This window comes from Streptomyces sp. MBT65, assembly GCF_016612545.1.
GTDB lineage: Bacteria > Actinomycetota > Actinomycetes > Streptomycetales > Streptomycetaceae > Streptomyces.
The window spans coordinates 1-21504 of record NZ_JAENRY010000134.1; the positions used below are offsets into that span (position 1 = coordinate 1).

At 70.8% G+C, this 21504-nt stretch carries 20 protein-coding genes and 1 pseudogene; 13 read left to right on the forward strand and 8 right to left on the reverse strand.

Annotation, left to right across the window (positions count from 1 at the left end; genetic code table 11):
• Both JHN63_RS27915 and JHN63_RS27920 read left to right on the forward strand, forming a co-directional pair.
• A pseudogene (locus JHN63_RS27915) lies at positions 1-224 on the forward strand (MFS transporter); the annotation flags it as partial.
• A gap of 208 nt (positions 225-432) precedes the next feature.
• Positions 433-1746, forward strand: coding sequence for a hypothetical protein (locus JHN63_RS27920; RefSeq protein WP_234477820.1), 1314 nt, complete (start codon positions 433-435; stop codon positions 1744-1746).
• A gap of 99 nt (positions 1747-1845) precedes the next feature.
• Here JHN63_RS27920 and JHN63_RS27925 read toward each other — a convergent pair whose 3' ends face one another.
• Together JHN63_RS27925 and JHN63_RS27930 are read right to left on the reverse strand one after the other, a co-directional pair.
• The gene (locus JHN63_RS27925; protein ID WP_200685683.1) at positions 1846-2403 is read right to left on the reverse strand and encodes a VOC family protein; all 558 of its coding nucleotides are present in this window, start codon (positions 2401-2403) and stop codon (positions 1846-1848) included.
• 147 nt (positions 2404-2550) lie between these two features.
• Complete coding sequence (locus JHN63_RS27930; protein WP_200685685.1) at positions 2551-3177, reverse strand: flavin reductase family protein; 627 nt, start codon at positions 3175-3177, stop codon at positions 2551-2553.
• A 242-nt stretch (positions 3178-3419) separates the two neighbouring features.
• On the opposite strand from JHN63_RS27930, the gene JHN63_RS27935 reads away from it, so the two are divergent.
• Positions 3420-4013, forward strand: a complete 594-nt coding sequence (locus JHN63_RS27935; protein WP_200685687.1) for an HAD family acid phosphatase — start codon at positions 3420-3422, stop codon at positions 4011-4013.
• A gap of 22 nt (positions 4014-4035) precedes the next feature.
• On the opposite strand, the gene JHN63_RS27940 is transcribed toward JHN63_RS27935, so the two are convergent.
• From JHN63_RS27940 to JHN63_RS27955, 4 genes are all read right to left on the reverse strand, one after another.
• Entirely contained in the window at positions 4036-4833 is a 798-nt protein-coding gene (locus JHN63_RS27940; RefSeq protein WP_200685689.1) for an enoyl-CoA hydratase/isomerase family protein, read from the reverse strand.
• On the reverse strand, positions 4830-7055 hold the full coding sequence (locus JHN63_RS27945) for an acetate--CoA ligase family protein (RefSeq protein ID WP_200685691.1): 2226 nt from the start codon (positions 7053-7055) through the stop codon (positions 4830-4832). Before JHN63_RS27945 ends, JHN63_RS27940 begins: the two co-directional genes overlap by 4 nt.
• A 106-nt stretch (positions 7056-7161) precedes the next feature.
• A complete protein-coding gene (locus tag JHN63_RS27950; protein ID WP_200685693.1) occupies positions 7162-8355 on the reverse strand; it encodes an NAD(P)/FAD-dependent oxidoreductase in 1194 nt (397 codons plus the stop codon).
• 285 nt (positions 8356-8640) lie between these two features.
• Complete coding sequence (locus tag JHN63_RS27955) at positions 8641-10266, reverse strand: subtype B tannase (protein WP_200685695.1); 1626 nt, start codon at positions 10264-10266, stop codon at positions 8641-8643.
• A 221-nt stretch (positions 10267-10487) separates the two neighbouring features.
• Between JHN63_RS27955 and JHN63_RS27960 the strand changes: the two genes are divergently transcribed.
• From JHN63_RS27960 to JHN63_RS27985, 6 genes are all read left to right on the forward strand, one after another.
• On the forward strand, positions 10488-10937 hold the full coding sequence (locus JHN63_RS27960; protein ID WP_200685697.1) for a DoxX family protein: 450 nt from the start codon (positions 10488-10490) through the stop codon (positions 10935-10937).
• A complete protein-coding gene (locus tag JHN63_RS27965; protein WP_200685699.1) occupies positions 10937-11356 on the forward strand; it encodes a Zn-ribbon domain-containing OB-fold protein in 420 nt (139 codons plus the stop codon). Before JHN63_RS27960 ends, JHN63_RS27965 begins: the two co-directional genes overlap by 1 nt.
• A gap of 37 nt (positions 11357-11393) precedes the next feature.
• The gene (locus tag JHN63_RS27970) at positions 11394-11993 is read left to right on the forward strand and encodes a GNAT family N-acetyltransferase (RefSeq protein WP_200685701.1); all 600 of its coding nucleotides are present in this window, start codon (positions 11394-11396) and stop codon (positions 11991-11993) included.
• Positions 11993-12880 carry a GNAT family N-acetyltransferase gene (locus tag JHN63_RS27975; protein ID WP_374222951.1) on the forward strand — a complete coding sequence of 296 codons (888 nt, stop codon included), beginning with the start codon at positions 11993-11995 and terminating at the stop codon, positions 12878-12880. The genes JHN63_RS27970 and JHN63_RS27975 overlap by 1 nt, the downstream gene beginning before the upstream one ends.
• A gap of 10 nt (positions 12881-12890) precedes the next feature.
• On the forward strand, positions 12891-13586 hold the full coding sequence (locus tag JHN63_RS27980; protein ID WP_200685703.1) for a pyridoxal 5'-phosphate synthase: 696 nt from the start codon (positions 12891-12893) through the stop codon (positions 13584-13586).
• A gap of 288 nt (positions 13587-13874) precedes the next feature.
• Positions 13875-15113: an acyltransferase gene (locus JHN63_RS27985; RefSeq protein WP_307782000.1), complete on the forward strand. Its 1239-nt coding sequence runs from the start codon at positions 13875-13877 to the stop codon at positions 15111-15113.
• Here JHN63_RS27985 and JHN63_RS27990 read toward each other — a convergent pair.
• A complete protein-coding gene (locus JHN63_RS27990; protein WP_200685705.1) occupies positions 15011-16183 on the reverse strand; it encodes an acetyl-CoA acetyltransferase in 1173 nt (390 codons plus the stop codon). The genes JHN63_RS27985 and JHN63_RS27990 overlap by 103 nt on opposite strands.
• Positions 16184-16259: 76 nt before the next feature.
• Here JHN63_RS27990 and JHN63_RS27995 point away from each other — a divergent pair, with 76 nt between their 5' ends.
• Positions 16260-17462, forward strand: a complete 1203-nt coding sequence (locus JHN63_RS27995) for an acyl-CoA dehydrogenase family protein (RefSeq protein ID WP_200685707.1) — start codon at positions 16260-16262, stop codon at positions 17460-17462.
• Complete coding sequence (locus tag JHN63_RS28000) at positions 17459-17944, forward strand: nitroreductase/quinone reductase family protein (protein ID WP_200685717.1); 486 nt, start codon at positions 17459-17461, stop codon at positions 17942-17944. The genes JHN63_RS27995 and JHN63_RS28000 overlap by 4 nt, the downstream gene beginning before the upstream one ends.
• A 71-nt stretch (positions 17945-18015) precedes the next feature.
• Here the strand turns inward: JHN63_RS28000 and JHN63_RS28005 are convergent, their stop codons facing one another.
• Positions 18016-18651, reverse strand: coding sequence for a TetR family transcriptional regulator (locus JHN63_RS28005; protein WP_200685729.1), 636 nt, complete (start codon positions 18649-18651; stop codon positions 18016-18018).
• A gap of 134 nt (positions 18652-18785) precedes the next feature.
• Between JHN63_RS28005 and JHN63_RS28010 the strand changes: the two genes are divergently transcribed.
• Together JHN63_RS28010 and JHN63_RS28015 are read left to right on the forward strand one after the other, a co-directional pair.
• Positions 18786-19520 carry a VOC family protein gene (locus JHN63_RS28010; RefSeq protein WP_200685719.1) on the forward strand — a complete coding sequence of 245 codons (735 nt, stop codon included), beginning with the start codon at positions 18786-18788 and terminating at the stop codon, positions 19518-19520.
• 179 nt (positions 19521-19699) lie between these two features.
• On the forward strand, positions 19700-21504 hold a 1805-nt coding region (locus tag JHN63_RS28015), incomplete at its 3' end, for a protein kinase (protein WP_200685721.1).

A 21504-nucleotide genomic window follows, 5' to 3' on the forward strand; every position in this document is an offset into this window, starting at 1 on the left:
GCGAGCAGTACGGCGAGGACAGCGCGATCGTCTTCGGCTGGGTCCTCGCCTCGCACCAGATCGGCGCGGCGCTGGTCGCCTTCCTGGGCGGGGTCGCACGGGACGCGTTCGGGTCGTACGACATGGTCTGGTACGTGTCGGGGGCGCTGTGCGCGGTGGCGGCGCTGATGGCGCTGGTGATCCGGCGGCGGGGTGCGCTGCCTACGGCGGCGTTGGCGGCATAACGGCGGTCCGGGGTCGGAGCCGTATCAACTCCACACGGTCCAGGCCCACTTGGCCGACCCCTCCGAGGCTCCCGTCCCTGTCTAATTGCTGTGCGTCCATGCGCGGCGATCGGTATAAAGACCCGGATGGCCGGGCGGGCGGTCCGGAGCTGACCCCCGCCGTTCCGAAACGCGTCAGGGGTGGGGATCGACAGTGTTGTTGCGGAGCATGCGCAGATGGATCACGGTGGCCGTCGCGGCCGCCGCGCTCGGCATGGGAGGTGTGACGGCGGCGCACGCCGCGGATCCGCCGGAGGTCACCTTCGCGACGAGCGTGTCGGACGACCTCGGGACCCTTCAGATCGGTGCCCGGTCGTCGGCCGGCATCACGAACATCACGGCACACCTGGTCTCGTACACCTCGCAGACCGAGGTCGCCGAGATCGGGACCAAGGACTTCAGGCTCTTCTCCGGCACCCGTCAGGACGGTGTCTGGCGCACCAAGAAGCCGCTGAGGCTGCCCGAGTTCGGCTCCTATCGCGTCGACGTGGAGGTCACGGACGCCGACGGCGGTCATGTGCGGGAGCAGTCGGCGGGGGACTTCGCCTACTACGTCGTGGCGAAGTTCGGCGCGCTCACCGTCGACCGCACCGCCATCGACCGGGAACACCGTGACGTACGGGTGGAGGGCACGCTGTACGGCCGGTGGCCGAACCGCCAGGTCAGGCCGCTCGCGGCACGCCAGGTCGAGATCAACGTCGACTACTGGACGCAGACCACGGTGACCACCGACGCCAGGGGGCATTTCACCGCGTCGGTGCGACTCGACTACGCCGCGCCCGTCCAGGCCGTCTTCAGCATGGACGGTGGCACGCCGCCGGTCCTGTACGGGGAGTCCGAGCCGGTGCAGATCGGTGTCGACCAGATCCCCACCCGGTTCACGTCCACGGTGAGCGCGACCGACGTCGACTTCGGTCAGCCGGTCACGGTGAAGGTCAAGGTCGAGCAGAAGACCGCGGACGGCTGGGTGCCGCTGGCCGGGCGCTCGGGAGGTGTCCTGTTCGGCCCCGACGACGCGCAGACCGATCTGGTGGGCCGCTTCACCACGGCCGACGACGGCACCTTCACCATGGACTACACGCCCTGGCAGGGCGGCTACTTCCAGTTCGCCGTGGACACCTCGGACGACCCGTTCCTCCAGGCCGGCACCGGTACGAGCGACACCGTCCATGTGCACCGGGCCTCGAAGTTCACCGCCTTCACGGCCGCCCGTTCCGACCTGGGACAGGTCCACGCCGAGGGGCTCATCGACTTCCCCGACGGATGGACGCCCGCCTGGATCTACGTCCACCTCCAGTACTCGCCCGACGGCGTGAGCTGGGCGACGCTCACCACGGTCGAGGCCTCCTGGGGCGGCGACGGCAACGATTTCGCCGCGGACCTCGACCAGAGTGCCGCCGGCTACTACCGGGCCGTCTTCGACGCCGACAACAACTTCCAGTCGGCCGTCTCACAGACGGTCTTCGTGCCGGCGTCCGACTAGGCACGGGCCGCCCGGCGGGGGGTGGATGCGGCCGGCGCCGTCGACCGGACGGTGTCGGCCGGCTTCCCGTCGTGCGCGGCCGGCGACTGCTCCGGTCCGTCAGCCGGTCGTCCGTACGGGCGCGCTGCTGCGCCCGTCGCTCCGCCCGCTGAGTTCGGCGTCGAAGGTCTCCTGGGCGATGCGCATGGCCTCGGCGTACTCGGGTTGTCGGAGCCGCTCCCACATCTCGGCCTCGGGGACGGCCTCCACCTGGGCGACCACCCACCAGATGTTGCCGAAGGGGTCCTTGACCCGCCCGCCGCGCTGTCCGAAGGCGTGGTTCGCGAGGGGGGTGACCACCCGGGCGCCGGCGTCGACGGCCCGGGTGAACGCCTCGTCGGCGTCCGGTACGAACACGCGCAGCAGGCTCGGCAGCACGGGCCAGTCCGGGCTTCGGTCGAAGGCGAGCACGACGGTGTCCCCGACCCGGATCTCCCCGTGCCCGATCGCCCCGCCCTCGGTCACCACCCGCCCGAGTTCCTCCCCGCCGAACGCCGCGGCGACGAAGTCGAGAAAGGCTCCGGTGTCGTCGGTGACGACCCAGGGCGCGACGGTGGTGTAGCCCTCCGGCGCGGAGTCGGCATGGGGGTGGGTGCGGGTGTGCTGTCGGTCGGTCATCGAGGTGCCCTTCGTCGCTGCCGGGTGTCGGGGCGACGGTAGGGGCGGGCTAGGTCAGCTTCTGTCCTATTGGTGATCGGCCGGCTTCTGTCCTGCCGACGATCAGAGGAGCCGCGCTCAGAGGAGCCGCGCTCAGAGGAGCCGCGCTCAGAGGAACCGACCCCGGTGGAACAGCAAGGGCGCCCCGTCGCCCTCCCCCATGACACCCAGCCCGTCCACCCGTCCCACCACGATCAGATGGTCGCCCCCGGTGTGCACCGCGTGGATCGTGCAGTCGACCCAGGCCGCGGCGCCGGTGAGGCGCGGGGAGCCGGAGGCGGGGGAGGCGTCGTACGGGACGTCGGCGAACTTGTCCGTGCCGCTCCTCGCGAAGCCGCGGCACAACTCGCCCTGGTGGGCGCCGAGTACGTTGACGCAGAAGACGCCGGCGCGGGCGATGCGGGGCCAGGTCGTGGAGGTGCGGCCGACCATGAAGACGACGAGCGGCGGGTCCAGGGAGAGGGCGGAGAAGGACTGGCAGGCGAAACCGGCCGGGCCGGGCTCGCCGGTGGCCGCGGGGGCGGTGATCACGGTCACGCCGGTCGCGAAGTTGCCCAGTACGCGCCGGAATTCACCCGGGTCGACCGGCGCCCGCTCGTCGTCCGCGACGCACCGGAGCTCCGGCCGCGGCAGCGCCTCGACAGGCTGCGCGACCGGAGCGCTTCCGGCCGACCCGGCTGACCCGGCCGACCTGAGGTAGCGGACGGCCGCCGCTGCGGCCCCTGCTTGTCCCATCACCCATCCATTGAAGCTGACGGTTCATCAGATAGGAAGGGGCGCGCGCCCCTACCTGCCCGTGCTTGCCATGTGCCTTGCGTTGACGGCCGATTCACAGACTCCCGGGCAGAACATGGGAGTCACGTCGCCGCACGGACCCCCGGGAGTCACCTCCGGCACACCCACCGTCAGCAGTGTTGCGGAACGACCGCCCCCGGTAACCACCGGTGGGCCGCCGTGACTTGAGGAGCCCGCACCCGATGAACCGTCTCACCGCACGCGGCGGCGCCCTGGCCGCCGTGGCCGGCGTCGCCCTCGCGCTCGCCGCCGCCCTGCCCGCGCAGGCCGCCGACTCGACCGTGACCGAGTCCCAGTGGCTGACCGACGTCGCCGCCGTCACCGGCCCCGCGCAGACCTACATCGACTCCCGCGCCGCCGCCAACACCTCGGGCGCCAAGCAGGCGATCGTCCTCGACATCGACAACACCTCGCTGGAGACCTACTTCGAGGGCGGCATCACGCCCCCCGCCACCCCGCCGGTCCTCGCCCTCGCCCAGGACGCGCACGCCAAGGGCATCAGCGTGTTCTTCGTCAGCGCCCGCAGCAACCTCTTCAACGTGGTCACCAAGGCCAACCTGACGTCGGTCGGCTACACGGTCGACGGCCTCTACGCCCGCACGGTCGCCCAGTTGCTGACCGAGTCCATCGCCGACTTCAAGACCTCCCAGCGCAAGGCGATCGAGGCGAACGGCTACGACATCATCGCCAACATCGGCAACAACACGACCGACCTGACGGGCGGTTACGCCGACACGACGTACAAACTCCCGGACTACGACGGCCTGTTGGACTGACGGCCTCGGCGGGCGCCCCGGGTCACCGCCCCCGGTACTCGGGGCTCCTGCGCTCCACGAAGCTCGCCACGCCCTCCCGCGCGTCCGCCGTCGTCATGTTGATCTCCTGCGCCGCCGCCTCCGCCGCGAAGGCGGCCGTACGGTCGCCGTCCAGGGACGCGTTGACGAGCTGCTTGGTGAGGGCGAGGGCGCGGGTCGGCCCGGTGGCCAGGCGTTCCGCCCACTCGCGGGCCGTCTTCTCCAACTCCCCGTCCGGTACGACCCTGTTGACGAGGCCGAGCCGTTCCGCGTCCGGCGCGGTCAGCGCGTCGCCGAAGAACATCAGCTCCTTCGCGCGCCGCGGGCCGATCAGCCGGGGCAGCAGATACGCGCCGCCGCCGTCCGGGACCAGGCCGCGCCGTACGAACACCTCGATGAACTTCGCCGACTCCGCGGCCAGTACGAGATCGCAGGCCAGGGCCAGATGGGCGCCCAGGCCCGCCGCCGTGCCGTTCACCGCGGCGATCACCGGTTTCTCGCAGTCCAGGACGGCGGCGATCAGGCGTTGCGCGCCCTCGCGGATCACCCGGGCGACATCCCCGGCTATCCGCTCCTCGCCCGCCGCCCCGCCCCGAAGATCCGCGCCCGCGCAGAAGCCGCGCCCGGTGCCGGTGAGGACCACCGCCCGTACGGAGGGGTCCGCCGACGCATCGGCCAACAGGCTTATCAGGCGGTCCCGTTGGGCCGGGGTGATCGCGTTCAGCGCCTCGGGCCGGTTGAGGGTGAGGTACGCGACCTGGCCCGAGACGGTGTGCACGACCTCGGCAGTGGGCTCGCTCATCGGCACACCGCCAGCGCGTCCAACGCCACCGCGCCCTGTCCCCGGGGCAGCACCATCAGTGGGTTGATGTCCAACTCCGAGAGCACATCGCCCAGTTCGAGGGCCATCCGCTGCACGCGCAGGATCACCTCCACCAGGGCATCCAGGTCGGCCGGTGGGCGTCCCCGTACCCCGTCCAGCAACGGCCGTCCGCGCAACTCGCCGAGCATCTCGGCCGCCTGGTCCTCGCCGAACGGCGGCACCCGTACCGCGACGTCCCGCAACACCTCCACCAGGACCCCGCCCAGCCCGACCGTCACCGTCGGCCCGAACAGCTCGTCCTGGGTGACGCCGACGACCATCTCGACGCCCCGTTCGACCATCTGGCAGACGAGGACACCGTCGAGGGTCACGTCCTCGTAGCGCGCGATGTCGGTCAACTCCCGGTAGGCGTCGCGGACTTGGCTGGCCGAGGTCAGGCCCACCTTCACCAGGCCCAGCTCCGTCTTGTGCGCGATCTGCCCGCCGGACGCCTTCATCACCACCGGGTAGCCCACCAGCCCCGCCGCCCGTACGGCCGCCGCCGCGCTGGTCACCAACTGCTCGCGCGGGACCCGGATGCCGTAGGCCCGAAGGAGCTGCTTCGCCGCGTGTTCGCTCAGTTGCTGGCCGGGGCGCATCAGGGCCTGGGCCTTGCGGAAGGAGGGGGAGACGGTGCGGGGGGCCTCGTCGAAGGGGGAGCGGTAGGCGCGGACGAAGCGGTGGTGGGAGAAGTAGGCACGCAGGGCCGTGATGCAGTTGCCCACCGTGCGGAAGGTGGCCACCCGCGAGGAGCCCAACAGCACTTCGCGGTAAGCCGGTTCGGTGCCGACCGGCGATCCCCACACCACGCACACCAGCTTGTCGGTGCGTTCGGCCGCGGCGACGAGATCCTCGACCAGCTTGTCGCTCAGCGGCGGGAAGGGGCCCGTGATCGGGCACACCAGTACGCCCACCTCCGGGTCGTCGAGGATCGCGTCGATGATCTTCCGGCCGCGCCAATCCCCCACCGGGTGACCGCCGTTGTCGACCGGGTTCGCCACGCTCAGGTACGGCGGTATCCACTCGTGGAGTTCGGCCTGCTTGGCGTCCGACAGCTGCGGGAGGTACAGGCCCGCCTCGCTGGCCAGGTCGGCGAAGTGGGCGCCCGTGCCGCCGGAGATCGAGTACACGACCACCCCGTCCGCCGAGGGGGCCTTCGCCCGTGCCAACAGGGCCGCGGTGTCCTGGAGTTCGTCCAGGCCGTCGACGCGGATCACGCCGAACTGGCGCATCGCCGCGTCCACCACCGTGTCCGCGCCGGTGAGTTTGCCGGTGTGGGACGCGGCCGTACGGGCGCCGGTCTCGGTGCGGCCGACCTTGACCGCGATCACCGGGACCTTGCGGCGGGCGGCGCGGTCGGCGGCGAGGAGAAAGGAACGGCCGTCCTTGAGGCCCTCCACGTAGCAGGCGATGGCGCCCACTTCGGGGCGCTCGGCGAAGTAGGAGATGAAGTCGGCGGTCTCCAGGTCGGCCTCGTTGCCGGTGGGGGCCCAGTGGGAGAGGCGGATGCCGAGTTCCTGGAGGGCGAAGACCGGGCGGCCCTGGTGGCCGGACTGGGTGATGAGGGCGATCGCGGGCCCCTCGAGGTCCTCGCGGAAGTTCTCGAAGGCGTTGAGGTTGGTGTTCGGACCGAGGAGGCGGAGCCCCGACCGCCCTACGGCGGCGGCGAGTTGGGCCTGTGCCAGGGCGCCCGCCTCGCCCGTCTCGGCGAAGCCGGACGCGAAAGCGACCGCGAACTTGACCTTCGCCTCGGCGAGGCGCTCGATCACCGGGAGCGGGTCGGCCACCAACACCACCGCCAGGTCGACCTGTTCGGGCAGATCGGAGATGGAGGGGAAGCAGGGGACGCCGAAGACCGTGGCGCGGGTGGGGTGCACCGGGTGGAGCCGGGCGCCCACCCGCTCTGCCCAGGCCATGAGTTGGCGGGTGATGCCGGTGTTCGGGCGTCCCTCCGCGTCGGAGGCGCCGATGACGGCGACCGACTCGGGGCGGAAGAAGCGGTCCAGGTCGGGTACGTCGGCGTACAACGGCCGTCCGCCGACGTCGAGATCGTCGACGTCGGCGGGCCTGCCGTGGACGGCGGGGCCGGGTTGCTCCCCGCAGGCGATGACCCGGGCCCGGCGGGAGTCGGTGGTGAGGGTGCCGTGGGTTGATCCAAGCATCGGTCCGCCCCGCTCCTGTGTGACGGCAAAGTCAACTGACGCAGTGTCAGATTACTGAACTGACACTGCGTCAGGAACTGTCGTGCACGCAAAGAACGGACGGACCCTAGCTCACGGCACTTTTGCGGACGGACTTGGCGAGGACCTTCGCGATCTTCTCCGCGTCGATGGCCAGTTCGCGGAACATGCCGCTGATGGGGTTGGTGAAGCCGGTGAAGTACAGGCCGGGCGCGTCCTTCGGGGTGTGCGCGCCGTTCACGACCGGCTTGCCGCGGGCGTCCAACACGCCGAGGTGGCCGACGAGTTGCTCCAGGGAGCGGAGGTATCCGGTGGCCGCGATCACGGCGTCCGGCTCGATGCGGTCGCCGCCGGCGAGGACCACCTTGCCGTCCTCGAAGCTCTCCACGGTCGCCACGACCTCGACCTTCCCCTTCCGTACGGCGTCGATGAGCCCGACGTCCTGCACGGGGATCGACCCCTCCTTGACCCGGCTGTACAGCCCGGTGTCGGGGCGCGGCAGCCCCTGCTCCGTCAGGTCCGGCATGGTCAGCTTGGCCACCGGTCCCGCGAGCCGGTCGACCAGCCGGACCGGCAGCCGTCGTACGAGAATGCCCGTGTACTGGGCCGCCCAGCCCGCGGTCGAGCGGCGCAGGATGTGCGGAACCGTGCGGACGGCGAGCCGGACGCGGGACGCGCCGCCCTCCACCAGGTCCACGGCGATCTCCGCACCCGTGTTGCCGACGCCGACGACCAGGACGTCCCGGCCGGCGTAGGGCTGGGCGTTGCGGTAGTCGGCGGCGTGCAGGAGTTCGCCGGTGTAGGTGTCGCGGCCGGGCCAGTCGGGGATCCGGGGGGTGTGGTTGGTGCCGGTGGCGACGACGACCGCGCGGCCGGTCAGCTCACGGCCACCGGTGGCGTGCAGCAGCCAGCCGGTGCCGTCGGCCGAGCGCTCGATGCGGGAGACCTCGACGCCGGTGACGATCTCCAGCTCGTTGACCTCGGCGTACTTCTCCAGATAGCGCACCACGTCGTCCCGCGCGACCCAGCGGCCGAACCGGCGCGGCATCGTGAGCCCGGGCAGCCCCGACAGCCGGCGGGTGGTGTGCAGACGCAGCCGGTCGTAGTGGCCGCGCCAGGACGCGCCGACCCGGTCCGACTTCTCCAGTACGACGGCACGGATGCCCCGCGCGCGCAGCGCGTACGCGGCGGCGAGTCCGCCGGGGCCGCCGCCGATGACGTACACGGGGCGGTCTGCGTGGTTGTGTACCGCGGGCTGCGCGGGCGCTGTGGAGTCGGCCATGAGCGCGAGCGTAATCACGTCCCACGTTGATGGGTCTCGGTCAAGCCCGGAATTGGTTGCGGATTGATCACGGGTGTGGAGGACCGGGTGAGGCCGGTGGCGTAGGGCCTCTGGTTGTGAGGGGTGGATGGGGGTGGGCGATGCGGGTGGCGGATGCGGGTCCGGAAAAGCCACGACGCCGAGCCCGCGCTGTCCGCGGTGGGGCTCGGCGTCGTGGGGCGGTGACCGGAATGTATGACGGGAAACCGGTACCGCGTCCTGGGGCCTGCAAGAGGCGGGGTCCGTCTACTTGCCGCGCTTGGCCTTGTGGCCTGTCACCTTCGCGATCCAGGTGATGAAGTCGCCCGGGTCGGTGTTGGCGCCGTGGCCCTCGTCCCAGTAGTAGATGTGGTTCACGTCGTCGCCCAGGTTGTCGAGGCGGGCGGCGAGGTTGGCGGCGACCGTCAGCGAGGTGTCCGAGTCCTTGGTGCCGAGCCGGATCCACCAGTGCTTCGAGCGGTTCGGGTTGACCTTCTCGACCAGGTGGAACATCGGGTTCATCAGGTCGAGCTTCGCGGGGATGTCGCCGGCAACGCGCTTGCTGGCGAGGCCCGTTGAGTCGTTCTTCGCGCCGTACGCCGTGAAGTGGCGGGCCAGCGTCGTGCCCGTGCCGAACTCGTTGTTCTCGCCGGCCGACAGGTCGAAGGCGTCGAAGGCGGGGGTGTCCTTCTTGCGGGCGCCGACGTGGGTGAGGAAGTCGGCCCAGGTGAAGGTGGCCTTGCCGCCGGACCAGGTGATGAAGGTGTTGGCCTTCAGATAGGTCTCGCGGGCGGAGTCGGACAGGGCGGCGAGGTAGGTGGTGGCCGAGGGCTCCAGGTACTGCTCGACCATGTACGTGTCGAGGTTGCGGGCGTTCAGCGGACCGAAGCCGCCCAGGCCGCGCAGCTTCAACCCGGCCTGGTACTCGGCGAATTGTGCTTGCAGCGCCTTCGACACCGTCTGGTCGACGAGCTTGCCGGTGCTCAGGTCGTTGGCGCCCCAGTTCCACTCGTAGGCGCCGTCGGCGTGCTCCAGGTCGGTGATCGGGCACCAGGCGCCGGTCGCGAAGATCGCGTCCGAGGCGTCGGCCGCGCCGATCTCCTTGAGGTACGTGTCGTAGACCGGGCTGTCGCCGGAGGCGCCGAGCAGCGAGGACAGCGCGCCACCGGCACTCGTCCCGGCGGAGACGATCCGCTCGACGTTGCCGGGGATGCGCCCCTTGTTGGACTTGATGTACCGGACCGCGGCCTTGAGGTCGACGATCGCGGCGGGGGCGGTGCCGTAGTACTCGCCGGAGGAGTTCTTGAGGGTACGGCCGCGGGCGCCGGGCTCGATGACGACGTAGCCGGCGGCCAGCGCGAGGAGCTGGTTGCTGGAGGTGGCGCCGCCGGTGGCGTTGGTGTTGCCGTTGGCGCCGGGGGCGGCGGCGCTCGCGGATGAGGACGCGGACGAGGACGCGGACGCGCTCGGGGCGCCGCTGGGGGCCGCGCCGCCGCCGCCCATCGCCGAACCGCCGCCGCCGACCTCGGTGGCGGTGGCGACGGAGGCGGGCAGATAGCCGCCGATGGAGTTGGCGAGCAGGATCGGCGCGTTGCTCGTGTCGACCGCCTTGCCGTCGATCTCGACCGGGGAGCTGACGATCAGCGACTGGTACGTGGCGTCGACCGGCTTGGCGACGTACGTGATCGCCTTCCAGAAGTGGTAGACGACCGTGTGCTCCGTGCCCTCGGTGTCCGTGACGGTCTTCGTCAGCTTCGTGTACGCGTCCGGGTCGAAGACCAGGGCGTCCGCCGAGGACGAGGAGGACGAGGAGGACTTCGCGTCGCTCGAGGCGTTCGCGTTGAGCGCGATGCCGCCGACCGCCGCGACCCCGGCCGTCGCGCCGATGCCCATGACTACCGTCCTGCGCTTCACTGCCCTGTGCTTCACCGTGCTGCCTCTCGTCTTCCCGACCACTTCTTCCTGACCTTGCGCTTGCGAACGTATTCGGCGGCGAACAAAATCGTCAACAATCTGCCGGGGATTCATGGGGGACCCACAGCGGCACGGCCGGACCACAGGAATTACATGGCCGACTCTCGGCTTTCTTCAGGTTCTGACGTACCGTCAGATTCATGGATGCGATCTGGCTCAGCGGAGCGGACTGGCTCGCGGTCCTCCGCATAGGACTCGGGCTGTGGTGGCTGGAGAGCTGGCGGCACAAGGACAAGAAGGCGTGGTTCGAGCGCGGCACCGGTATCGCGTGGGCGGCCGATGTCGCGGCCAAACACCGCTGGACGGCGGTCCGTTCGGGCTTCGACGTGATGGTCGCGCCGCGCCCGCGGACGATGTCGTACGTCGTCGTCTACGCGGAGTTGGCGGTGGGCCTCGGCCTGGTCGCGGGCTTCCTCACCCCGGCCGCCCTGGTCGGCGGCCTGCTCCTGAACGTCCTCTACTTCACGCTCATGATCCACGACTGGGCGGAGCAGGGGCAGAACGCGATGATGGCGCTCATCTCCATGGTGGCCCTGTTCGCGATGTCCTGGCAGGTGTGGTCGGTGGACGCGGCGCTGGGGTGGTTCTGATGTCTGAGGGGGCCTTGCGTCACGACCTCCCCGAGCCGGACGCGTTCACCCGCACCTACTGGGAGGCGGCCGCACAGGGCCGACTCCTCCTCCGCCGCTGCGCGGACTGCGGCCGGGCCCACCACTACCCCCGTGAGTTCTGCCCCCACTGCTGGAGCGACGACGTCACCTGGGAACCCGCGAGCGGCCACGCCACGCTCTACACCTGGTCCGTCGTCCACCGCAACGACCTGCCGCCCTTCGGGGAGCGGGTGCCGTACGTGGCTGCGGTGGTCGACCTCGCGGAGGGCCCGCGGATGATGACGGAGATCGTGGAGCCCGGGGCCGCCGGGCTACGGGCCGGGATGGCGGTCGAGGTGGCGTTCCGGGACGGGGTGCCGGTGTTCAGGGGTGCCGCTGTTCAGGCTGCGGAAAAATGACGTACCCGGCGCGCGCGGCGCTTGATTCAATGGCGCGATGGCCCACATACGCGAGCGGTCTCTGCACCACCCCTTTCCCGAGCTGAACGGTCACGGGCTGCGGCTGCGGGCCTGGGACGCCGACGACGACGGTGATGTGGCGGACTGGCTGCGGGGCGTGTCCGACCCCGAGTTCCAGCGCTGGAACACCACGCTGCGGCCGATCACGGACGCCACCAGCGCCCGCGACTCGCTGCGCTCCCGCGCCGAGAACGCGGAGGACGGGGTCAGCGCGTCGTTCTGTGTCACGGACGCGAGCAGCGGTGCGACGCTCGGGCACATCGGCGTCAACGACATCGACCACGTCGTCCGCGTCGGCCGTGTCGGCTACTGGACCCTCCCCGAGGCTCGCGGCCGCAGCGTCGCGACCCGCGCGCTCACCCTCACCGCCCGCTGGGCCCTGACCGATCTGGGCCTGTACCGGCTCGAACTGGGCCATGCCCTGGGTCACGACGTCTCCTGCCGGGTCGCCGAGCGGTGCGGGTTCCCGGGGGAGGGGACGTTGCGCGGGGCGATGTTCGAGGCGGGGCGACGGGACGCGTTCCGTGACGTCCATCTGCACGGGCGGCTGGCGACGGATCCGGAGGTGGAGCTCTGATGGGGGGCGACTGGCGCATCACCGGGGACCTGGACGACTTCCTCAGCCGTGCGGGGGGCTTCCTGCGTTCTCGGCCGGCGCTGCACACGGTTGCGCTGACGGTGACGGACGGGCTGCGTAGACGCGGGCTCCATGTCTACGGCGAGGGCGACCCGGTCTTCGGCGTGCTGGAACGGGACGGCGCCGTGAGCGCGGCCTTCTTCCGTACACCCCCGGGCCACCTTGTGCTGACCGCCCTCACGGCCACGGATGCCGCCGAGCTGGCGGCCCAACTCGCCGACCGGGATGAGGAGTTGCCGGGGGTCACCGGTGAACGGGACACAGCGGAGGCCTTCGCGGAGGCGTGGGGGCGGGGGACCGGAGCCGTGTCCGAGATCCATGTCCGCCAACGCCTTTATCGGCTGGGCGAGTTGACGGTCCCGGAGCCCGTTCCGGAGGGGCGGCCGAGAGTCGCGATGGCAAAGGATCGCGAACAACTCATGCGCTGGTTCGTCGAGTTCGCCGAGGCGGTCGGTGAGAGCGGGGGTGGCGCCATGCAGAGTCCCGCGGGTTGGGCCGACGCGCGGATCGCGTACGGCGGGGTCACCTTCTGGGAGACCTTGGACGGTACGCCGGTGTCGATGGCCGGGGTCACGGCGCAGGTGGCCGGTCAGATCCGGGTCGCGACCGTCTACACCCCGGCGGAGTTCAGGGGGCGGGGCTACGCCGGTGCGGTCACCGCGGAGGTCAGTCGGGTCGCGCGGGTGGCGGGTGCGGAGGAGGTGCTCCTGTTCACGGATCTGGCGAATCCGACGAGCAACGCGCTGTATCAGCGGATCGGGTACCGCCCTGTGGAGGACTTCGCCGGGTACGACTTCAGATCGGCCTCAGCTTCTTCCCCGAGGTGATACTCGACTCATGGCAACGGGAACGGGACCAGATCTTCACGAACTGCTGCGATCACTGCGGGTGTGGGCTCCGGAGGTGACCAAGCTGCCGCCGCTGGATCCGGCCGTGGCGCCGGACACTCCGCTCGCCCTTTTCACCACCTGGTTCGCGGAGGCGGTGGCTGCGGGTGAGGTCGAACCGCACGTGATGTCACTGGCGACGCGGGACGGGGACCCGGCGACGGAGGGCGGGGGTCTCCCGGACGTACGGATGGTGATGCTGCACGGCGCGGACGACGAAGGCTGGTCCTTCGCGACCCACACCACGAGCCGCAAAGGCCATCAACTCGCCACGTTCCCCTACGCCGCCCTCTCCTTCTACTGGCCCCTCCTCGGCCGCCAAGTCCGCCTACGAGGCCCCGTGCTCCCGGCGACACCGACCGAATCCCAGGCTGACCTGCACGCACACTCCACGGGTGCGCTGGCTGCGGCGTTGACCGGCCACCAGAGCGAAGTCCTTTCCTCCTTGGGGGAGTTGGCGCGAGCGTCGGAAGAGGCCTGGGAGCTTGCCCAGCGAGAACCGGAGACGGCTGCCCCGTCCTGGTCCCTGTACCGCGTGTTCCCGGACGAGGTCGAGTTCTTTCAAGGCGATGCGCTACGGAGACATGTGCGCCTGAACTATGTCCGGGGGGAGCGGGGTTGGGAGAGGGGGTTGCTGTGGCCGTGAGGTGTGGTGTGAACGTTGGGCCACTCGCTTCTTTGCCGGTGTCGGGCTTCCGCGGCCCGAGTAAAGGGCGCTGCGCTGCGCGTCGGGTCGGCTTAGCGGCCAACGGTAGAGAGGACAGGCGTTCACGTTCACGATGCGCCTCGGCGATCCGGGCGCCCGGCCAACGACAAAGCCGTCATCACGGTCCACCCGACCGTTGAACTGCCCGGCCGGACACCACGTACCACTTACTGACAGAAGGACCAGAGAGAGCAAGGCGAACGTCGGAGAGAGGGCCGAGCCATTTCCGTGGAGACCAGTCGTCCGGTCGGCATACCCGTACGGCGGCACGTGCTCGGCCTGGACGGACTGCGCGGGCTCGCCGCCCTGTACGTGGTGCTGTTCCACTGCTGGCTGTACACCTTCCCGGGCTACCCCGACAGCGCGGCGCCCAGGTGGCTCGACGTGCTGATGTTCGGCCGTATCGCCGTCGTCTTCTTCCTCGTGCTGTCCGGGTTCTCCCTGGCGATCTCCCCGGCCCGGCACGGCTGGCGGTCCGGAGGCGGTATCGCCGAGTTCCTGCGTCGGCGCGCCTGGCGCATCCTGCCGCCGTACTGGGCGGCGTTGGCGATCAGTCTTGTTGTCTCGCTGTATGTGGTGCCCGCCTCGCACTACGGGCCGCCCGACGGTTCGTCGCTTCTCGTCTACGGCCTTGTCCTTCAGGACATGGTCTTCGCCCCGACGCCGAACGGGGCGTTCTGGTCGATCGGCGTGGAGGCCGAGCTGTATCTCCTCTTCCCGCTGGTTCTGCTTGTCCGGCGGCGGTTCAGCGCGGCTGTCGTCGTCGCGTGCGTGACGCTTCCGGTGATCGTCTACGGGTTGCTGGCCACCGACGCGAACCCGGTCGAGGGTGACAACTGGCTCGCCCCGCATCTCGCTCCCGTCTTCGTCGCCGGAGTCGTCGGGGCGGGCATCGTGGTCGCGTCGGAGCGGGTCAGGCGGTTGCCGTGGGGGTGGTTCGCGGCCGCGGCCGCCGTGCCCGTGCTCGCCCTCGGGGTCGTCCGGGGGAACGTCTGGACCGTGCACCACTACTTCTGGGTCGATCTCGCCATCGCTCCCTCCATGGCCATGCTGCTGGCCGCGGTCGCCACCGGTCGGCCCGCCCCGCTCGTCCGGCTGTTGATCACACGGCCGCTTCAGGCCCTCGGGAACTTCTCCTACAGCCTCTATCTGATCCACCTGCCGGTCGTCCTGGTCGTCGTGCGCCGCGTGGCCCCGCACTTCGTCGCGCCGGGGATGCCCACGTTCTGCTTCACCCTCGCCGTGGGCCTGCCCGTCTCGGTGCTCGGTGCCTGGCTGTTCGCCGAGATTTTTGAGATGCCCTTCAAGCGGAACCGGTCCTGGAAGTCTCTTACCGGCGCGCTCGGTCGGGCGCGGCCCGACACTCAGTCCCTGCCCAGCACCACCGTTCCCGAGGAGCAGAACCAGCCGCCCGTCCCGGAGGCGACCCCGAGTCGGGGCAAGTCCCCGTCCACGCCTGTCACTTGACGGGGCCCGGCCTCCCCGCGCAGCTGCCGTACCGCCTCCACCAGCAGGAACAGGCCCCGCATCCCGGGGTGTTGGGCCGACAGCCCACCTCCGTCCGTGTTCACCGGCAACTCCCCGCCCGCCACCCGCAACCTCCCCTTCTCCACGAAGGCGCCGCCCTCGCCCTTCGCGCAGAAACCCAGATCCTCCAGCGTCACCAACGTCATGTACGTGAACGCGTCGTAGATCTCCGCGAAGTCCATCTCCTCGGGGCGAACTCCCGCGCGTTCGAAGGCCAGTCGGCCGCTCACCGCCGCCGGTGACACCGTGAAGTCCGGCCACTCGGACATCGAGGCATGGGAGACGTGCTCCCCGGTGCCGAGTATCCATATCGGTGCCGTACGGCAGTCCCGTACGTACTCCTCGGCCGCCAGCAGGATCGCCGCGCCGCCGTCGGACCGTAGGCAGCAGTGGAGTTTGGTGAAGGGGTCCGCGATCATCGGGCCGGAGAGGACCTCGTCCACCGTGATCGGGGTGCGGAACATCGCCTCGGGGTTGAGCGCCGCGTTCGCGCGGGCCTGGACCGCCACCTCCGCCAACTGCTCGATCGTCGTGCCGAATTCGAGCATGTGGCGGCGCGCGGCCATCGCGTACTTGGCGATCAGCGTGTGGCCGTAGGGGACTTCGAACTGGAGCGGGCCCCGTGCGCCGAAGGAGAGGTTGCCGGTGCGGCGGCCCGCCTTGATGTCGGCCCGGGCCGTCGAGCCGTAGGCGAGCAGTACGGCGTTCGCGTGACCCGCCGCTATCGCGTCCGCCGCGTGCGCCGCCATGACCTCCCAGGTCGAGCCGCCGACGGAGGTGGAGTCGACCCAAGTGGGGCGCAGGCCCAGGTATTCGGCCACCTCCACCGGGGCCAGGGTGCCCAGGCCCGCCGACGCGAAGCCGTCCACCACCTCCCTTCCCAGGCCCGCGTCCGCCAGTGCGCGGCGGGCCGCCTGGGCGTGCAGGGCGTAGGGGGTCGTGTCGTCCACGCGTCCGCAGTCGGACAGCGCCACGCCCACCACGGCGACCTTGCGGCTCCCCGGTGTCATGAGGGGCCTCCTCCCTCTGTGCATATCGTGCCCGGACTCCTAATATGACGGACCGTCAGATCTGGAGGGAAGTGTCATGGACGCCAGCTTCACCGCCGAGCAGGACGAGATCCGCCGTACCCTCCGCGAACTGCTTCAAAAGCGGTGTGGGTCAAACGAGTTGCGCGCCGCCGTCGACAGCCCCGCCGGGCACGACCCCGCCCTCTGGACCGCCCTCGCCCGACAACTCGGCCTGCCCGGACTCGCCCTCCCCGACGTCTACGGCGGTGTCGGCTGCTCGGCGACCGAACTCGCCCTCGCGGCAGAGGAGACGGGCCGTTGCCTGGCGCCCTCCCCGCTCCTCGCCACCGCCGTGCTCGCCGCCCCGCTCGTTCTCGGACTTGGCGCCGAGGCCCAGCGCGCGCGGCTGCTGCCCCGCATCGCCGCCGGGTCCCTGACCGCCGCCCTCGCGATACCCGGTCCCGCCCTCACCACCGCCCTCACCCTCACCGGCAGCAACGGCGGGGAGTGGGCCGGCGGCGGGCGTGCGGGCGGGGTGCAGGCGCGGCAGACCCCGGATTCCGGCTGGCGGCTGTACGGGGAGGTCGGGCAGGTCCTCGACGGGCACAGCGCCGATCTGCTCCTTGTCGCCGCCCATGTCGGGGGGTTCGCCCGGTCGCGGACCTTGCTGTTTCTCGTGGCGGGGGACGCCGACGGGCTGGTGCGGGTACGGCAGACCGCGCTTGACTCGACCCGGCCGCAGGCTCGGCTCGAACTACGGGACGTGGAGGGGGAGTTGCTGGGTGTCGATGACAGTCCGCGGCTGCTGCGCGAGCTGTCCGCGCTCGGTGATTCCGCCGCCACCGTGCTCGCCGCCGAAGCCGTCGGGGCCGCCGACCGGGCTCTGGAGCGGACCGTCCAACACGTCAAGCAGCGCGAGCAGTTCGGGCGGGCGATCGGGTCCTTCCAGGCGGTGAAGCACCGGCTGGCCGATGTGTATGTGCAGGTCCAGGCGGCCAAGTCGGCCGTCTACTACGCCGCTTGGGCGATCGGCAAGGGGGAGCGGGTCGGTGGGCTCGCCCTCGCGCAGGCGCTGGAGGCGCTGCGCGGGGCCGCCGCCGAGGGGATCCAACTGCACGGCGGGATCGGGTTCACCTGGGAACACGAGGCCCATCTCTTCTTCAAGCGTGCCGCCGGCGACGAGCTGCTCTTCGGGCCGGTGCACCGGCTGCGGGCGCATGCCGCCGAGGGCGCGCACCTCTTCGAGATCGAGATCGAGAGCCACGAGGTGACGGTGTGATCGGTGTGCGCGCGGTGCAGAAGGTGTCCTCGACCCGGGCGTTCGCGCGTATCGCGCCGCACGTCATCCCCGGCCTCGACCGGGCCGTGCACCGGCTCACCCGCGGGAAGGTGCTGCTCAGCGCGCAGATGCTGCCGGGGGTGATCCTGACCGCCAGAGGTGCGAGGAGCGGGCAGCCGCGTCGTACGCCGCTCGCCTGCATGCCGGTGGAGGACGGCTGGATTCTCGTCGGGTCCAACTTCGGACGCGCCGGTCATCCCGCCTGGACGCACAACCTCATCGCCCACCCCGACGTGGAGATCAGCTGGAAGGGCGAGGAAATACCGGTCACCGCACGGCTGTTGGAGGGCGAGGAGCGGGCGGAGGTCTGGAAGACGGCGCTCGTGTTCTGGCCGCCGTATGCCACCTATCAGGCCCGGGTCGACCGCGAGATCCGGCTGTTCCGGGTCACACGCAGGGCAGGCGGCGGTCCACCGGAGTGAACCACCGCCCGCGAGACAGGACTTGGGACCGCAGAAGACCGTAGAGGTCAGAGCCTGGGAAGCAGGAACTCCTACTTCGTCGGCTTCTTGCCGGTCACGCCCAGGTGGACCAACAGCGCCAGGTTCGGCTTGAGTTCAGCCTGCTTGACGCCCCACGTCTGGAAACCCTTCTGGTGCGAGGCGACGGCCGCGAGCATCGCGACCAGTGAACCGGCGACCGCCGCCGGGTTCACGTCCTTGTCGACCTTGCCCTTGGCCTGCAACTCGGCGACCGCGTCCGAGAGGGAGTTGTTCACGGAGTTGAGGATCTTCATGCGGATCTTGTAGAAGCGTTTGTCGCCCTCGGCCGCTCCGAGGTCGACGACCCGCAGGATCGCGTCGTTCCGGCGCCAGAACTCCAGGAATCCGTCCACGAGTTCCTGCGAGGTCTGCCAGCCGGCCTTGCCGACCCATGACCGGCCGGCGAGCAGATCGGTCAACTGACCGCCCTCCGTGGCCATTTGCTCGGCGATCTCCAGGACGGCGCCTTCGACGTCCGGGAAGTACTGGTAGAAGGTCGCGGGCGAAGTACCCGCCTTCCGGGCGACATCGATGACTTTGACGTCCCGGTAAGGGGAAGAGCTCAGCATCTCGCTCAGGCAGTCGAGCAGCTTCTGCCGGGTCGCCTGCCCACGCCGGCCGGCCACGCGGCCGTCGACGGTACGCACTTGTCCTGTCATGCCGTCAGCTTACCGAGGGGTGATCGGAGCGCGATTCGGCCGACTGCAAATGGGGTGCACGAGGGTCCAGAGGGTGGTGTGCCTGGTCTGCGGGGTGCGTGCGTCGCCGTTACTTTGACGGTATGGCCGAAAACAGGGCATCCGCGAAGGAAAAGACGTACGGAGAAGGCGTCCCCTGCTGGGTGGACGCGCAGCTTCCGGACCTGGCGGCGGGCAGGCGGTTCTACGGTGAGCTCTTCGGGTGGACCTTCGAGGAGGCGTACGGCGGCTCCGTATGGGCCCGCAAGGACGGCGAGGCCGTCGCGGCGCTCGCCCACAAGGCGGACGGGCGGATGCCGACCGTGTGGACGGTGTACTTCGCGACACCGGACGTGGTGCGGCTGAGCGGGCGGATCCGGGAGGCCGGCGGGCAGCTGGTGATGTCGCCGGTTTCCTTGGGGGAGCTGGGCACGGCCGCCCTCGTGGCCGATCCGGAGGGGGCCGTCTTCGGGCTGTGGCAGGCGGCCCGCCATCCCGGTTTCGGCACCCGGCACAAGGCGGGCACCTTCGGCTGGGCCGAGCTGTACGCCCGCGACACGGAGACCGCGAACACTTTCTACGGCGGACTTTTCACAGATGCCCTGTTCGGGCCGGAGGCCGCCCCCGACTTCGGGCGCGCGCCCGTCTCCGACGTCTTCCCGGTGGAGATGCCGCCGCATTTCCTCGTGCACTTCCGGGTCGAGGACATCGCGGCTGTTCTGGGGGCCGTGCGGCGGCTCGGCGGGCGGGTCCAGGTCCCGCCCTTCGAGACGTCGTACGGGAATGTGGCGGTCGTCACGGACAATCAAGGGGCGTCGTTCGCGTTGCTGCAACGCTGACACCTGGACTTTTGTCCGTAGATATGTCGAGACACCCCGATTAGTCGCCGGGTTCGCAACCTGTGGCCCGGCCAGGAAGAATCAGGGTGCGTGCCGCCATGGCGGTGCGGTGGTGAGACGCTGCACGGGGTCGCGTACATATGTGGGTGGCGTGGCCCGTACGGGGAGGTGGCAGGCAAGTGGTGGATCAGCTGACGCAGCACGATCCGCGGCGGATCGGGCCGTTCGAGGTGCTGGGACGGCTGGGCGCGGGCGGCATGGGGCTGGTCTATCTCGCGCGCTCGGCGTCCGGTCGGCGGGTGGCGATCAAGACCGTGCGGACGGAACTCGCCGAGGACCAGCTCTTCCGGGTCCGTTTCACGCGTGAGGTCGAGGCCGCGCGGGCCGTCTCCGGGTTCTACACGGCCGCCGTGGTCGACGCCGATCCGCGGGCCGCCGTGCCGTGGCTGGCCACCGCGTACGTTCCCGCGCCCTCGCTGGAAGAGATAGTGAACGAGTGCGGGCCGATGCCGGCCCAGGCGGTGCGCTGGCTCGCGGCGGGGGTCGCGGAGGCGTTGCAGTCCATTCATGGCGCCGGGCTCGTGCACCGGGACCTGAAACCCTCCAACGTCCTCGTCGTCGAGGACGGGCCGCGGGTCATCGACTTCGGTATCGCCTCCGGTGTGTCGAACACCCGTTTGACGATGACGAATGTGGCGGTGGGCACCCCCGCCTACATGTCCCCGGAGCAGGCCAAGGACTCCCGCAGCGTCACCGGCGCGAGCGACGTGTTCTCGCTCGGCTCGATGCTCGTCTTCGCCGCCACCGGACACCCCCCGTTCCACGGCGCCAACCCGGTCGAGACCGTCTTCATGCTGCTGCGCGAGGGCCCCGACCTCACCGGCCTCCCGGACGAACTGCGCCCCCTCATCGAGTCCTGTATGCAGATGGAGGCCACCGGTCGGCCCAACCCGGCCGACCTCCAGGCCCAGCTCGCACCTCACCTCTTCGGCTCCGGCTCCGACGACAGCGGTACGGCCTCGGCCTGGCTGCCCGAGCGCGCGGTGGGCCTGATCGAGACCCGGCGCGGCGGCCGCCCGGCCGTGAAACCGGCGCCCACCGCGGGCCGCAGCGGTGGTGGACGCGTGGCCGTACCGCCGCCGCCCTCCCACGACCCCGTGGTCCCCGTTCCGGTCGGCGCCCCCGACACCGGGCCGGTACGGCTGGCCGGCGCCCCGGTCCCGATCGGTCCAGGGCCCCGGGTCGCCGACGCCCGCGCCGCCGCCGTGAAGGCACCCCCTCCCGAGGCCGGCCTGGTCGCCTCCTGGTCCCGGCCCCGGCCCGGCGTCAACGGCACCGACGCCGCCGTAGGACCCGCCGTACCCGCACCGCCGCCGCTGCCCCCGGAGACCGCCTCCGGCTGGCGCCCCTGGCGATTCCGCATGTCGAACGACGTCTGGGGCACCCCGACCGTCGCGGGCGACCTCGTCTACGTCACCTCCTTCGAGGTGCACGCCCTCGACGTGCAGACCGGCCGCCGTTCCTTCAAGACCCGGGACGTCGCCTGGTCGATGGCTGTCGCGGACGGCCGTATCCACGCCTCGGACGGCCCCACCCTCTTCGCCCTGGACGCCCGCGAGGGCGGCGACCTGTGGCGGCTGTCCACCGACGCCTGGGTGTACTCCCTCAAGGCCGAGCGCGGCACCGTCCTCACCGGGACGCGCGGCGGCGGAGTGCAGGCCTGGGAAGCGTCCACCGGGCAGCAGCTCTGGCAACTCACCGGCGCGCAGACCGACTTCGAGTCCCCGGAGGCCGGGCCCGCACTGCACGACGGCACGGTCTACGTCTGGCAGGACGCCCGGCTGCGCGCCCTCGACGCCCGGACGGGCGAGGAGCGCTGGGCCTACCCGATCGGCGACGCGGCCTCCTGCGGCGGCGTCCCCGTCCGGATCACCCCCGCCCCGGACGGTCAGGTCTACGTCGCCGCCGGCACCCGCGTGCTCTC

What these genes read in the sequence shown, in the direction of transcription:
- JHN63_RS27970 (WP_200685701.1), top strand. Translation starts at nt 11,394, where the DNA reads ATGGCCCACATACGCGAGCGGTCTCTGCACCACCCCTTTCCCGAGCTG.
- JHN63_RS27920 (WP_234477820.1), top strand. Translation starts at nt 433, where the DNA reads ATGCGCAGATGGATCACGGTGGCCGTCGCGGCCGCCGCGCTCGGCATG.
- JHN63_RS28010 (WP_200685719.1), top strand. Translation starts at nt 18,786, where the DNA reads ATGGCCGAAAACAGGGCATCCGCGAAGGAAAAGACGTACGGAGAAGGC.
- JHN63_RS27930 (WP_200685685.1), bottom strand. Translation starts at nt 3,177, where the DNA reads ATGGGACAAGCAGGGGCCGCAGCGGCGGCCGTCCGCTACCTCAGGTCG.
- JHN63_RS27925 (WP_200685683.1), bottom strand. Translation starts at nt 2,403, where the DNA reads ATGACCGACCGACAGCACACCCGCACCCACCCCCATGCCGACTCCGCG.
- JHN63_RS27950 (WP_200685693.1), bottom strand. Translation starts at nt 8,355, where the DNA reads ATGGCCGACTCCACAGCGCCCGCGCAGCCCGCGGTACACAACCACGCA.
- JHN63_RS27990 (WP_200685705.1), bottom strand. Translation starts at nt 16,183, where the DNA reads ATGACACCGGGGAGCCGCAAGGTCGCCGTGGTGGGCGTGGCGCTGTCC.
- JHN63_RS27975 (WP_374222951.1), top strand. Translation starts at nt 11,993, where the DNA reads ATGGGGGGCGACTGGCGCATCACCGGGGACCTGGACGACTTCCTCAGC.
- JHN63_RS27995 (WP_200685707.1), top strand. Translation starts at nt 16,260, where the DNA reads ATGGACGCCAGCTTCACCGCCGAGCAGGACGAGATCCGCCGTACCCTC.
- JHN63_RS27945 (WP_200685691.1), bottom strand. Translation starts at nt 7,055, where the DNA reads ATGCTTGGATCAACCCACGGCACCCTCACCACCGACTCCCGCCGGGCC.
- JHN63_RS27965 (WP_200685699.1), top strand. Translation starts at nt 10,937, where the DNA reads ATGTCTGAGGGGGCCTTGCGTCACGACCTCCCCGAGCCGGACGCGTTC.
- JHN63_RS27960 (WP_200685697.1), top strand. Translation starts at nt 10,488, where the DNA reads ATGGATGCGATCTGGCTCAGCGGAGCGGACTGGCTCGCGGTCCTCCGC.
- JHN63_RS27980 (WP_200685703.1), top strand. Translation starts at nt 12,891, where the DNA reads ATGGCAACGGGAACGGGACCAGATCTTCACGAACTGCTGCGATCACTG.
- JHN63_RS27935 (WP_200685687.1), top strand. Translation starts at nt 3,420, where the DNA reads ATGAACCGTCTCACCGCACGCGGCGGCGCCCTGGCCGCCGTGGCCGGC.
- JHN63_RS27940 (WP_200685689.1), bottom strand. Translation starts at nt 4,833, where the DNA reads ATGAGCGAGCCCACTGCCGAGGTCGTGCACACCGTCTCGGGCCAGGTC.
- JHN63_RS27955 (WP_200685695.1), bottom strand. Translation starts at nt 10,266, where the DNA reads ATGGGCATCGGCGCGACGGCCGGGGTCGCGGCGGTCGGCGGCATCGCG.